Raw genomic sequence first — 12,708 nt, 5'->3', positions numbered from 1 at the left:
CAGCCCCATCCGGCTGTTCAGGCGTCGGGGACGGCGAGGTGGCGGGGGTTGGCCACCCGCAGCCGGTCGCGCACGCCCTCGCGGACGGCGTCGACCACGGCGTCCCAGCGGTCGTCGCGCGTGCCGTCGGCGATCGCCCCGGACAGCGCGGCGTCGTCGGCCAGCTCCAGCCCGGCGAGCCGGGCCCGCCGCCGCGCCCGCGCGCCGTCGCCGAGCAGCAGCTCGCGGCGCACCGTGGCGACCGCGTTGGCCGCCACCTGCGCGTGGAACGACGTCCGCCCGCCGGTGGCCGCCCGCACCTCGCCGGCCAGGAAGTCGCCGACCGCGGCGGCGAGCTCGGCCGCGGTGGGCCGGCCGAAGAGCAGGTCGTCGTCCGGGCCGGCCGGGTCCTCGGGCGCGCCGGCGTCAGGGGTGTCGAGGCCGAGGGAGAGCAGGACGTCGAACTCCTGCTCGGCGGCGCGGCGGCCGATCGCGGCCCGCTCCACCGACGGCTCGGCACCCGACAGGTGCCGCTCGGTCATCGCCCGGCACATCAGGCCCCACTGGACGGTGCCGTAGAGCTCCCACCAGTGCAGCTCGGCCGCCGTCGGCCGCCAACCGGCGACCGCGGCGTAGCCGTCGAGCAGCTCCTCCCGGGTGCCGACCCCGGCCGCGGGCAGCCGCGAGCCGAAGCGCCACACCTTGGCGCAGCACCAGCCGAGGTCCTCCAGCGGGTCGCCGCGGTGCACCAGCTCCCAGTCGAGGACGGCGCGCAGCCCGTCGGGGCCGACCACCAGGTTGCCCAGCCGGAAGTCGCCGTGCACCAGCGCCGGTCCCCGCGGCGGCGGGCGGTGCTCGCGCAGCCGGCGCAGGCCCAGCGCCAGCCCGGGCGGGGGCGGCCCGCCGGTGAGGAAGGTCGTGGTCAGCCGGTCCAGCGGGTCGCCGACGGCCGGGATCGCGCCCAGCCCGTCGAGCGGGGCGGCGTGCAGCCGGGCGAGGACGGCGCCGAGCTCGCGGGCCAGCCCCGCCCGCGCGCCCGCGTAGGCCTCGTCCCGCAGCAGGCGGCGCGGGATCGTCTCGCCGTCCACCCGGCCCATGAGCAGGTGCTCCGCCGGCAGTCCGTCCTCCCCGGTGCCGACGTCGACCAGCTCGGGCACCGGCACCCCCACCCGCGCGGCCGCGGGGATCGCCTCGGCCTCCACCGCCAGCGGGGCGCCGCCGGTGCCGGTGCCGGCGCCGCCGCGCAGCACCAGGTCCCGGCGCCCCGAGGGGTCCACCGCGGTGAAGGCCCAGGTCTCGCGGTTGGCCCCGCCGGTGAGCCGGGTCAGGCCCTCGACGGTGACCGGCCGGCCGGTGAGCCGGGTCAGCCGCCGGGCGAGCGCGCTCGCCGGCCCGCCGGTCACCGCAGGAAGCCGAACAGCTGCCCGGCCACCCGCCGCATCTGGATCTCCTCGCTGCCCTCGGTGATCCGGTAGCGGCGGTGGTGGCGGTAGATGTGCTCGAAGGGCAGGTGACGGGAGTAGCCCATGCCGCCGTGCACCTGCATCGCGCGGTCGGCGGCGTCGCAGACCAGCCGGTTGCCGCGGTAGTTGCACATGGAGACGCGGTGGCCGATGGTCACCGCCGGCGCGCCGCGCGCGGTCAGCTCGTCGAGGTCGGCCGCGGTGGCGCGGATGAGCGTGCGCACCAGCTCGGCCTCGGTGTGCAGCTCGACCAGCGGCCACTGGATGGCCTGCCGCTCGGCCAGCGGCCGGCCGAAGGTGGACCGCTGCCGGGCGTACTCCACCGAGCGGTCGATGCAGAACTGGGCGGCGCCGACGCCGGACGCGGCCTGGCGGATCCGGTTCTCGTGCACGAAGGTCTGCGCGACGGCCAGCCCCTCGCCCTCGGCGCCGAGCACCGCCGAGCCCGGCACCCGGACGCCGTCGAGCACGACCTCGCCGTGGTCGGTGGGCATGTTCAGCGTCCACCAGAAGTGCGGCACCGACAGGCCCGGCGCGTCGATCGGCACCAGCAGGGCGCTGATCCCGCGGGCCTCGCCCGGGCGGCCCGAGGTGCGGGCGAAGACCAGCAGGTGGGTGCCGGTGTGCACGCCGGTGATCCAGCGCTTGCGGCCGGTGAGCACCCAGTCGCCGCCGTCGCGCTCCGCGCGGGTCTCCATCCAGGTGGCGTCGCTGCCGTGGTCGGGCTCGGTGAGCGCGAAGGACATCCGCCGCTGCCCGGTGACCAGCGCCTCGACGAACTCCTCGCGCTGCTCGGGGGTGCCGAACAGGTGCAGCAGGTGCGGCACGACGAGGTTGCCGACGACGCTGTGCTCGTTCTGCAGGTCGTTGTGCAGGCCCAGCCCGCGGTGCGCGAGGTGCTCGCGGATGACGGCCATGTCCACGTTGCTCCCGCCGCGCCCGCCGAGCTCGGCCGGCAGCGAGTAGCGCAGCCAGCCGGCGGCGTCGGCGCGGCGGCGCACCTCGGCCAGCAGCTCCTCCCACTCCGCGCGCGGCACGCCGCCGGCCTCGACGTCGGTGCGGGCGAACTCGCGGCGGTGGTCGAAGAACCGGACGTTGTCTTCCTGCTGCTCGAGCGGGTCGATCTCGGCCGCGACGAAGGCGTCGAGCTCGTCGAGCAGCGCGGTCAGCCGGGCGGGCAGCGCCGAGCCGGTGACCTCGGCGCCGGAGGCGGGCTGGTCGAGCGTGGTCATGCGACCTCCTGTCCGGCGGCGGTGCCGGGTGGGCCCGACCATGACAGTGCCGGCACTTGACGTCAACGTCGACCGGGCGCGGAGGACGGGACGGACCGGTCCGCCTCCCGGGCGGAGCCCGCGGTCACCCTGGTGCTGTACGGCCGGACGACGTGCCAGGCGGCGTTGACAGCCGACCGGCCCCGCCGGTTGACTGCCCGACGTTGACGTCAGCGTCATGACCGCACCGCGTCGGACGACCGGTCCGCGCCCGGAGCACCCACGAGGGGACGGCGACCGATGCGCATCGGCATGCGGGTGCAGTACAGCGGCGGCTTCCGCGAGGCGGCCCGGGAGATCGGCGAGCTGGAGAGGGCCGGCCTGGACGTGGTGTCCATCGCCGAGGCCTACAGCTTCGACGCCGTCAGCCAGCTCGGGTACCTCGCGGCGGTCACCGAGCGCATGGAGCTGACCAGCAGCATCCTCCAGGCCCTCACCCGCACCCCCACGCTGACCGCGATGACGGCGGCGGGCCTGGACTTCGTCTCCGACGGCCGGTTCACCCTGGGCCTCGGCGCCAGCGGCCCGCAGGTGGTCGAGGGCTTCCACGGTGTCCGCTACGACGCGCCGCTGGGGCGGCTGCGGGAGATCGTCGAGGTCTGCCGGATGGTCTGGCGCCGCGAGCGCGTGGTGTACGAGGGGAAGCACTACGCGATCCCGCTCCCCGCCGACCAGGGCACCGGCCTGGGCAAGCCGCTCAAGCTGATCAACACCCCGGTGCGGGAGCGGATCCCGATCGCGCTGGCCTCGATCGGCCCGAAGAACGTCGAGATGACCGCGGAGATCGCCGAGGGTTGGGAGCCGATTTTCTTCGTCCCCGAGCGGGCGGCCGAGATCTGGGGCCCGTCCCTGGAGGCCGGGCTGGCGAAGCGGGACCCGGCGCTGGGGCCGCTCGACGTCCGCGTCGGCGTCCCGTGCGCGATCGGGGAGGGCCTCGAGCACGTCCGGGAGCGGTCCCGGGCCGACCTGGCGCTCTACATCGGCGGCATGGGCGCCCGCGGCAGGAACTTCTACAACGAGCTGACCGTCCGCTACGGCTTCGCCGAGGCCGCCGCCACCGTCCAGGACCTCTACCTGTCCGGGCGCAAGGAGGAGGCCGCCGCGGCCGTGCCGGCCGAGATGGTCGAGGCCACCTCGCTGGTCGGTCCCCGCGGCTGGGTGGCCGAGCGGCTGGCGGCGCTGCGGGACGCCGGCGTCACCACGCTGATGACCTCCCTGGTGCAGCCCGACCCGGCCGACCGGCTGCGCACCGTCGAGCAGCTCAAGCAGCTGGCGGCCGACCTGTGAGCCCCGACGGCGCCCCGCCGGTCGCGCTCACCCGGGACGGCGACGTCGCGACGCTGACCCTGGCCGACCCGCGGCGGAAGAACGCGATGACGCCCGAGGCCTGGCGCCTGCTGGGCGAGGTCCTCGTCGAGCTGTCCCGCTCCGACGCGCGGGTGCTGGTAGTGACCGGTGCGGGCACCGACTTCTGCGCCGGCGCCGACCTCTCCGCCGACAGCGACCGGCCGCGGGCCCCGATGGCCGGCATGGCCGTGGTGAACGCCGCCTGCCTGGCGCTGCACCGCCTGCCGGTGCCGACGATTGCCCGGGTCGACGGCGTGGCCGTGGGCGCGGGCATGAACCTGGCGCTGGGCTGCGACTTCGTCATCGCCAGCGACCGGGCCCGGTTCTCCGAGATCTTCGTGCGCCGCGGCCTGTCGGTGGACTTCGGCGGCTCGTGGCTGCTGCCCCGGCTGGTCGGCCTGCGCCGGGCCAAGGAGCTGGTGCTGCTCGGCGAGGTCATCGGGGCCGCGGAGGCGCTCGAGGCCGGCCTGGTGCGCGAGGTCGTGCCGCCCGCGCAGCTCGACGCCGCGGTGGCCGCGCTCGCCGCGCGGCTGGCCGCCGGGCCGCCGGTGGCGCTGCGGCAGTCCAAGCGGATGCTCACCGACTCCTTCGAGGTCGGCCTGGAGCGCGCGCTGGAGGACGAGGCGCGCAGCCAGGAGGTCAACGTCGGCACCGACGACTTCGCCGAGGCCGTCGCCGCCTTCCACGGCAAGCGCGAGCCGCGCTTCACCGGCCGCTGAGGCACCCCACCCGCCGACGGAGACGCCCGTGACCACCCCCCTGCGCCTGGAGCACCCGGAGCCCGGCATCGCGGTGCTCACCCTCGACCGGCCCGAGCGGCTCAACGCCCTCTCCCCGGACCTGCTGCTGGAGCTGCACGCCACCCTCGACCGGCTGGCCGGCGACCCGTCGGTGCGGGTGCTGGTGCTCACCGGCGCCGGCCGCGGCTTCTGCGCCGGCCTGGACCTCACCGCCTACGACATGGGCGGCACCGACCGCCGGGGCGAGGCCGACAGCCCGCAGCGCCGGCTGGCGCTGCAGAAGCACATCGCCGCGCTGGTGCCCAAGCTGCGGGCGCTGCCGCAGGTGGTGGTCGCCGCGGTCAACGGCCCGGCGGCCGGCGGGGGACTGGCGCTGGCGCTGGCCTCCGACGTCCGGATCGCGGCGGCCGGCGCCCGGTTCGGCGTCGCCTTCGTCCGCATCGGCCTCTCCGGCTGCGACATCGGCGTCAGCTGGCTGCTGCCGCGGCTGGTCGGGGCGTCCCGGGCCTTCGAGATGCTGCTGACCGGCCGGGTCGTCGACGCCGCCGAGGCCGACCGCACCGGCCTGGTCAGCCGCGTCGTCCCCGACGGCGAGGTGCTCGACGCCGCGCTGGAGACCGCCCGGGCGGTGCTGGCCAACTCGCCGATGGGCGTGCGCATGACCAAGGAGGTCATGTGGAGCCAGCTCGAGGTGGGCAGCCTGCAGGCGGGTATCGACCTGGAGAACCGCACGCAGATCCTCACCACCTACACCCGCGACGCCGACGAGGCCGCCCTCGCCTTCCGCGGCCGCCGCGACCCCGTCTTCCGCGACGCCTGACCGAGCTGCCCGAGAGACCCCGGAGGTCAGCGTGACCACCACCGCCGCCGCCACCCACCGCGAGCTGGTGGCCGAGACCGCCCGCCGCGTCGTCGCCGAGCACCCACCGGCGGCCACCCCGCGGGCGGAGTTCCTCGGCGCCTGCTTCGACGCCGGTCTGGCGTGGGTGCACTTCCCCCGCGGCTCGGGCGGGCTCGGCGTCGAGGCCGGCCTGCAGGACCTCGCCGACTCGATCCTGCAGGGCGCCGGCGGGCCGGTGCCCTTCGCGCTCAACCCCATCGGCTACGGCATGGCCGCGCCCACCGTCGTCGAGCACGCCCGGCCCGAGGTCGCCGCGCAGCTGCTGCGCCCGCTGGCCACCTGCGAGGAGCTGTGGTGCCAGCTGTTCAGCGAGCCCGGCGCCGGCTCCGACCTCGCCGGGCTGGCCACCCGCGCGGTCCTCGACGGCGACACGTGGGTGGTCGGGGGGCAGAAGGTGTGGACCAGCCTCGCCCACCGGGCCCGCCGCGCGCTGCTGCTCGCCCGCACCGACCCCGACGTCCCCAAGCACCGCGGGCTGACCTACTTCGTGCTGGACATGACCGACCCCGGCGTCGAGGTCCGCCCGCTGCGGCAGATGACCGGCGCCGCGGAGTTCAACGAGGTCCACCTCGACGGCGCCCGCATCCCCGACGCCCACCGGCTCGGCGGCGTCGGCGAGGGCTGGCGGGTCGCGATGACCACGCTGATGAACGAGCGGCGCGCCATCGGCGGCGGCAGCAGCCGGCGGGGGAGCGGCAGCATCGGCACGGCGCTGCGGCTGTGGCGCGAGCGGCCCGACCTGCGCACCCCGGCGCTGCGCGAGCGGCTCACCGTGCTGTTCGCGCAGGCCGACGCCGCCCGGCTCACCGGCGAGCGGCAGCGGGTGGAGAGCGGCGACCGGCCCGTCGGGCCCGAGGGCAGCATCGGGAAGCTGGTCGGCGCCGAGCTCAACCAGGCCGTCTACGACTTCTGCATGGACCTGCTCGGCATCGAGGCCACCCTCTACGGCTCCTACGACCCGCCGGACGGCGTCGACGACGCCACCGACGAGCTCGCCGGCGTCGGGGACGTGCAGCGGGCGTTCCTCCGCTCGCGCGCCAACACCATCGAGGGCGGCACCTCGGAGGTGCTGCGGAACATCCTCGGCGAGCGGCTGCTGGGCCTGCCCGGCGAGCCCCGGGCCGACACGAACCGACCGTGGCGCGAGGTCCCCCGTGGCTGAGCGCGCTCGCGCCTCCGTCCCCGACCAGCGCGTCGTCGTCGACGGCGGCACGTCCTGACCCGAGAGGACCGACCCGTGGTCGAGTTCGAGTTCACCGCCGAGCAGCGGGCCCTGCGCGAGGTGGCCCGCGACGTCTGCACCCGTTCCTCCCCGGAGGCGGAGGTCCGCCGCCTCATGGGGACGCCGGAGGGCTTCGACCGCGCCGTCTGGCGGCGGCTGGGCTCCGACGTCGGGCTGCTCGGCCTCGCCGTCCCCGAGGAGCACGGCGGCGCCGGCGCGGGGCTGGTCGAGCTGGCGCTGCTGGCCGAGGAGACCGGCCGCACCCTGCTGGGCGGGCCGCTGCTGGGCACCGTCGCCCTCGCCGTCCCGGCGCTGCTGGTCGGCGGCGATGCCGCCCTCGCCGCCGAGCTGCTGCCCAGCGTCCTGGACGGCTCGACGGTGCTCGCGCTGGCGGCCACCGACGACCGCGGCGGCTGGGCGCCGGCGCAGCCGTCGGTGACCGCCGACGGCGGCACGCTGACCGGCGGGCAGGCGCACGTCCTCGACGGCGCGGCTGCGGACGCGCTGCTCGTGCTGGCCGCCGGCGAGCACGGCCCGGCGCTGTACCTGGTCGACGGCGACGCGCCCGGGCTGACCCGCGAGGTGCAGTCCGGTCTCGACCTCACCCGCCGGCAGGCCCGGCTGCGGTTCGACGGCGTCCCGGCCCGCCCGGCCGGGTCCGCGGCGGACGCCGCGGACGCCGTCGCCACCGCCCGCCGCACCGCCGCCGTCGTGCTCGCCGCGGCCGCCGTCGGCAGTGCCCAGCGCTTGCTGGACTCCGCGGTCGAGCACGCCCGCACCCGGCTGCAGTTCGGCCGGCCGATCGGCTCGTTCCAGGCGGTCAAGCACCGCTGCGCGGACATGCTCGTCGACGTCGAGCACGCCCGCTCGGCGGCCTACCACGCGGCGTGGGCCGCCGACGAGGGCACCGACGACCCCGGCCTGGCCGCCGACCTGGCCACCGTGGTCACCACCGAGGCCCACCTGCGGGTGGCCAGGGGCACCGTCCAGGTGCACGGCGGCATCGGTTTCACCTGGGAGCACCCGACCCACCTGCACTACAAGCGCGCGGTCAGCGACGCGGCGCTGCTCGGCGGGCGGGCTGCGGCCGCCGCGCGGCTGGCCGACGCCGTCCTCGAGCCGGCCTGACCGCGATGACCGAGCCCGACGTCGTCCTCGTCGAGCGGGACGGCCCGGTCGCGACCGTCACGCTGCACCGGCCCGGGGTCCGCAACGCGCTCTCGCCCGGGCTGCTGGCCCGGCTGCGGGAGGCGATGGCGGCCCTGGACGCCGACGAGGGCGTCGGCGCCGTCGTCCTCACCGGCGCCGACCCCGCGTTCTGCGCCGGGCTGGACCTGCGGCAGCTGGGCGGCGGCGCGATCGACCCCTCCGCCGGCGCCTCCGCCGACGCTGACGACGGACGGCCGTCCTGGCAGCCCTGGGCGCGGCTGTCCACGCCCGTGGTCGGCGCGGTCAACGGCCCGGCGGTCACCGGCGGCCTGGAGCTGGCGCTGCACTGCGACGTCCTGGTCGCCTCCGAGCGAGCGCGCTTCGCCGACACCCACGCCCGGGTCGGGATCCTGCCCGGCTGGGGGCTGACGGTGCTGCTGCCGCTGGCCGTCGGCCGCGGCCTGGCCCGCCGGATGAGCCTCACCGGCGACCACCTCGACGCCGCCGGGGCGCTGCGCGCGGGCCTGGTCACCGAGGTGGTGCCGCACGCCGAGCTGCTGCCCGCCGCGCACCGGCTGGCCGCGACGATCGCCGGCAACGACCGCGCCGCCGTCCGCCGGCTGCTGCGCTCCTACCGCGACGTCGAGGCCGCCGCCGTCGGTGAGGGGTTCGCCGTCGAGGCGGCCACCGCCGCGGAGTGGGCGGCGCGCCACGACCCGGCCGAGGTGGAGCGCCGGCGCGCCGGCCTGCTCGAGCGCGGCCGCGCGCAGCTGGGCCGCGACGACCCCGGGATACGCGACGACTCCGGGCTACGCGACGACCCCGGGCCGGGGGAGGGCGGCCGGTGAGCGCACCCCGGGGACCGGCCGTGGGCGCGGCGGGCGGCGCCGGGCAGCAGGAGCGCCGTGAGGCCGGGCCGCTGACCGGCAGGGGCCAGGCGCGCAAGGCCGCCCTGCTCGACGCCGCCCGGCGCGTGTTCGAGCGGCGCGGGTTCCTCGACACCCGGGTGGCCGACATCGTCGCCGAGGCACGTGTGGCCCAGGGCACCTTCTACACGTACTTCGACTCCAAGGACGCCGTCTTCCAGGCCGTCGCCACCGGCGTCGTCGGCGAGATGCTGGTCGCGCTGCGGGCCGACGCGCACGGCGGGACCCCGTACGAGCGGGCGTACGCCGCGATGGAGCGGTTCGTCGACGCCTACCGTCCGCGGGCCCGGATCATCGCGCTCGTCGAGCAGGTCGGGACGTTCACCCCCGAGCTCCGGCACCTGCGGCTGCAGGTCCGCGAGGCGTTCGTCGAGCGCGCCGCCCGCGGCATCGCCCACCAGCAGGAGGCCGGCGTCGCCGACCGGTCGCTGGACCCGGTGCTGGCCGCCGAGGTGCTCGGCGCGATGGTCGACCACACCTGCTACGTGTGGCTCACCCTCGGCCGCGAGTTCGACCGCGACGCGCTGCTGCGGACGCTGACCACCGTCTGGGTGCGGGCGATCGGGGCCGAGGCGCCGGCCCCGACGAACCCTGCGCATCGATTGCGCGGAGGCGACCGTTAGCGTCCGCCCGGGTGCTCCACCGGGGAGCGCGGCGAGGAGGCGTCGGGTGACCGAGGCACGGATGACCGAGGCGAGCGGCACCACCCTGCCCGAGGGCCTGACCGTGGCGGTGCTCGGCGGCACCGGCCCGCAGGGGCGGGGCCTGGCGCGGCGGTTCGCCGCGGCCGGCGTCCGCGTCGTGCTGGGCAGCCGCGACGCCGGGCGCGCGCAGGCCGCCGCCGCCGACCTGGCCGCGGCCACCGGCGGGGACGTCACGGGGGAGGACAACGGCGGCGCCGCCCGCGCCGGCGACGTGGTCGTGGTCGCGGTGCCCTGGGACGGGCACGCCGACCTGCTCGCCGGCCTGCGCGCGGACCTCGCCGGCAAGCTCGTCGTCGACTGCGTGAACCCGCTGGGCTTCGACGGGCGGGGGGCGTTCGCCCTCGCCGTCGCCGAGGGGTCGGCCGCCGAGCAGGCCGCGGCGCTGCTGCCCGACAGCCGGGTGGTGGCCGCGTTCCACCACGTCAGCGCCGTCCTGCTCGAGGACCCCGAGGTGACCACCCTGGACACCGACGTCCTGGTGCTGGGAGAGGACCGCGAGGCCACCGACCTGGTGCAGGCGCTGGCCGGCACCATCCCGGGGATGCGCGGGGTCTACGCGGGCCGGCTGCGCAACGCTCACCAGGTCGAGGCGCTGACCGCCAACCTGATCAGCGTCAACCGCCGCTACAAGGCCCACGCCGGGCTCCGCGTGACCGACGTCTGAGTCGCGGCGCCTGGGGCGGGTGTGACGACGCGCGCCGAAACCTCGCTCGATACCGCACGGCTGCTGTCCTCAAACGCGGTCTCCCGATTAACTTTCGGGCGACCGCAGCAGGCCCCCCGGGACGGGGGCGTCGAGGGGAGCGCCTCATGACCCGCAGCCAGAAGCCCTCCGTCTTCCAGGTGGGCCGGATCTGGGACGACGGCAACACCGTCGTCGTCTCCGGGTGGGGCATCGGCCTGTGCGCCTCCTCGTGCCCCTGCCACCGGTCCCCGGTCGCCGGGCGCCTGGCCATCGACGAGGACCAGTCCGGCGGCACGCTGGGCCTGCGCAGCTTCCGCGAGGACGGCTGCGACTGCTGCGAGCCCTGGACCGCCGACGAGCTCTCCGCGGTCCTCCGCGACCTGGAGCGGCTGTCCGGGCTCGACGCCGAGGAGCCCCTCGCCGGCTGATGCAAGGACCCCGTCCCCCTCACCGCTCGCAAGCTCGCGGCGAGCCTCTGGACGGGGCCGCCCGTGCCCCCCACGCCCCGCAGGCTCGGCGCGGGACCCTGCACGGGGGCCGTTCCAGCGCGTCACCGACCCGGGCGGAGTACCCCGCTCGCGCGAGCGCGTTCGCAGGAGGTGCGTCCCGGGGTAGGAGTGCCCCGTGTTGGGACGAGCGGCGCTGCGCGGCGCCCTGGCCGGACTGGCCGGCACCGCGGCGATGACCCTGGCCGAGAAGGTCGAGCAGCAGGTGACCGGGCGGCCGGACAGCTACGTGCCCGGCCGCACCCTGATCGCCCTCACCACCGGCCGGCGGCTGCCCGAGTCGGCCCGCCCCCCGGTGGTCAACCACGTCATGCACTGGGGCACCGGTGCCACCGTCGGCGCGCTGCGCGGCGTCTGGTCGGCCAGCGGGCTGCGCGGCTGGCGCGCCTCGGCCTGGCACACCTCGGTCCGGCTGGCCACCGACCAGACCCTGGAGAACGCCACCGGGGTCGGCAACCCGCCGTGGACCTGGTCGCGCCGCGACCAGGTCGTCGACGTCGCGGGCAAGGCCCTCTACTCCTTCGTCACCGGCGCGGTCGCCGACCTGCTGGTGCCCATGGCCCCCGACCGCCGCCGCAGCACCCGCTCCTGACCGGACCGGCCGGCCGCGGGGCGGCCGGCACCTCCCGGGACGGGTGTGACGGGTGCGCCCTCCCCCGCGGGGGAGCCCGCGCGCCGCCCTCACCCTCTGGTCACCACCTCCCTACGGTCCGTGTGGATCAACGGGGGCCGCCACCGGCGGCAGGGGGGACGGCGGACGTGCAGCGCAACCGGACGACGGGCCGCCGCTGGTCGGTTGTGGCCGTCGCCACCACCGGCCTGCTGGCCCTCGTGCTCGCCCCCGCCCCCGCCTCGGCCGCACCCACGACCTCGACCGCACCCGTGACCGCCGATCAGGCCGCCCGGCTGGTCGAGGAGACCGGCCGCCGGCTCACCGCGCTCGACGAGCAGGTGCACCAGGCCGAGCTGACCGTGCAGACCCGGCAGCAGGCCGCCACCGACGCCGAGCGGGCCGCCGCACAGGCCGAGACCACGCTGGCCGAGTACGGACCGCGCATCCGCGCGATCGCGCAGACCGGCTACACGGGTGGCACGCGGTCGCGGGTGGCCGCCTTCCTCGCCAGCGACTCCGCCGACGACCTGATCGCCCAGATGACCACCCTGGACCTCATCGCCGACCACACCGAGGGGGTGCTCGCGGAGGTGGCCGCCGCCCAGGCCGCCGCCGAGCAGGCCCGCTCGGCGGCCGACGCCGCCGGTGCCGAGGCCGCCGCGGCGCTGGCCGCGCTGCACGACCAGCAGACCCAGGTGCAGCAGCAGGTCGACGCCTACGAGGCCGACTTCACCCGGCTCTCGGCCGCCGAGCAGGCCACGGTCACCGCCGCGCTGGCCGGGCCGACGCTCACCGCGCCGTCCACCGCGGACGCGGTCGCCGCCGCTCCCGGGCCGGCCGCCGCCGTCGCGGTGCAGACCGCCCTGGCCCAGCTCGGCGACCCCTACGTGTGGGGCTCCTCCGGCCCGGACGGGTTCGACTGCTCCGGGCTCACCCAGTACGCCTACGCCGCGGCGGGGATCTCGCTGCCGCACTCCAGCGGCGCGCAGGCCCAGCTGGGGACGCCGGTCGCCCGGGCCGACCTCGAGCCCGGCGACATCGTCTACTTCTACGCACCGATCAGCCACGTGGGGATCTACGTCGGCGACGGCAAGATGGTGCACGCCCGCACCTTCGGCTCACCGGTCGCGGTGACCAGCGTCGACCAGTCCGGCTACCGGGGCGCCGTCCGCATCGCCTGAACGACGGCGCCGTAACGTGCC

13 protein-coding genes are annotated in these 12,708 nt (G+C 76.9%); 11 read left to right on the top strand and 2 right to left on the bottom strand.

The window, feature by feature from the left end:
• Positions 1–17 precede the first annotated feature (17 nt).
• Together ACU616_RS07080 and ACU616_RS07075 are read right to left on the bottom strand one after the other, a co-directional pair.
• Positions 18–1,382, bottom strand: a complete 1,365-nt coding sequence (locus tag ACU616_RS07080) for a phosphotransferase family protein (RefSeq protein WP_446757771.1) — start codon at positions 1,380–1,382, stop codon at positions 18–20.
• Positions 1,379–2,674 carry an acyl-CoA dehydrogenase family protein gene (locus ACU616_RS07075; protein WP_446757770.1) on the bottom strand — a complete coding sequence of 432 codons (1,296 nt, stop codon included), beginning with the start codon at positions 2,672–2,674 and terminating at the stop codon, positions 1,379–1,381. Before ACU616_RS07075 ends, ACU616_RS07080 begins: the two co-directional genes overlap by 4 nt.
• Before the next feature lie 279 nt (positions 2,675–2,953).
• Between ACU616_RS07075 and ACU616_RS07070 the strand changes: the two genes are divergently transcribed.
• The 11 genes from ACU616_RS07070 (at position 2,954) to ACU616_RS07020 (ending at position 12,687) form a co-directional block, all read left to right on the top strand.
• Complete coding sequence (locus ACU616_RS07070) at positions 2,954–4,000, top strand: LLM class F420-dependent oxidoreductase (protein ID WP_446757769.1); 1,047 nt, start codon at positions 2,954–2,956, stop codon at positions 3,998–4,000.
• On the top strand, positions 3,997–4,779 hold the full coding sequence (locus ACU616_RS07065) for an enoyl-CoA hydratase/isomerase family protein (protein ID WP_446757768.1): 783 nt from the start codon (positions 3,997–3,999) through the stop codon (positions 4,777–4,779). The genes ACU616_RS07070 and ACU616_RS07065 overlap by 4 nt, the downstream gene beginning before the upstream one ends.
• A gap of 28 nt (positions 4,780–4,807) precedes the next feature.
• The gene (locus ACU616_RS07060) at positions 4,808–5,620 is read left to right on the top strand and encodes an enoyl-CoA hydratase/isomerase family protein (protein ID WP_446757767.1); all 813 of its coding nucleotides are present in this window, start codon (positions 4,808–4,810) and stop codon (positions 5,618–5,620) included.
• Positions 5,621–5,651: 31 nt separating this feature from the next.
• A complete protein-coding gene (locus tag ACU616_RS07055) occupies positions 5,652–6,863 on the top strand; it encodes an acyl-CoA dehydrogenase family protein (RefSeq protein ID WP_446757766.1) in 1,212 nt (403 codons plus the stop codon).
• 75 nt (positions 6,864–6,938) lie between these two features.
• Positions 6,939–8,051 carry an acyl-CoA dehydrogenase family protein gene (locus ACU616_RS07050; protein WP_446757765.1) on the top strand — a complete coding sequence of 371 codons (1,113 nt, stop codon included), beginning with the start codon at positions 6,939–6,941 and terminating at the stop codon, positions 8,049–8,051.
• Positions 8,052–8,056: 5 nt separating this feature from the next.
• Positions 8,057–8,920, top strand: a complete 864-nt coding sequence (locus tag ACU616_RS07045) for an enoyl-CoA hydratase (protein ID WP_446757764.1) — start codon at positions 8,057–8,059, stop codon at positions 8,918–8,920.
• Positions 8,917–9,621, top strand: a complete 705-nt coding sequence (locus tag ACU616_RS07040; RefSeq protein ID WP_446757763.1) for a TetR/AcrR family transcriptional regulator — start codon at positions 8,917–8,919, stop codon at positions 9,619–9,621. The genes ACU616_RS07045 and ACU616_RS07040 overlap by 4 nt, the downstream gene beginning before the upstream one ends.
• A gap of 46 nt (positions 9,622–9,667) precedes the next feature.
• Positions 9,668–10,366 carry an NADPH-dependent F420 reductase gene (gene npdG, locus ACU616_RS07035; RefSeq protein ID WP_446757762.1) on the top strand — a complete coding sequence of 233 codons (699 nt, stop codon included), beginning with the start codon at positions 9,668–9,670 and terminating at the stop codon, positions 10,364–10,366.
• Between the two features lie 146 nt (positions 10,367–10,512).
• Entirely contained in the window at positions 10,513–10,815 is a 303-nt protein-coding gene (locus ACU616_RS07030) for a hypothetical protein (RefSeq protein ID WP_446757761.1), read from the top strand.
• A gap of 196 nt (positions 10,816–11,011) precedes the next feature.
• Positions 11,012–11,485 carry a hypothetical protein gene (locus ACU616_RS07025; protein ID WP_446757760.1) on the top strand — a complete coding sequence of 158 codons (474 nt, stop codon included), beginning with the start codon at positions 11,012–11,014 and terminating at the stop codon, positions 11,483–11,485.
• Between the two features lie 167 nt (positions 11,486–11,652).
• A complete protein-coding gene (locus ACU616_RS07020; RefSeq protein ID WP_446757759.1) occupies positions 11,653–12,687 on the top strand; it encodes a C40 family peptidase in 1,035 nt (344 codons plus the stop codon).
• Positions 12,688–12,708: the final 21 nt, after the last annotated feature.

The sequence above is a fragment of the Geodermatophilus sp. URMC 62 genome (assembly GCF_052931475.1).
Note: the sequence above shows the minus strand (reverse complement) of the source record. Positions and strands in the feature narration are given on the sequence as shown.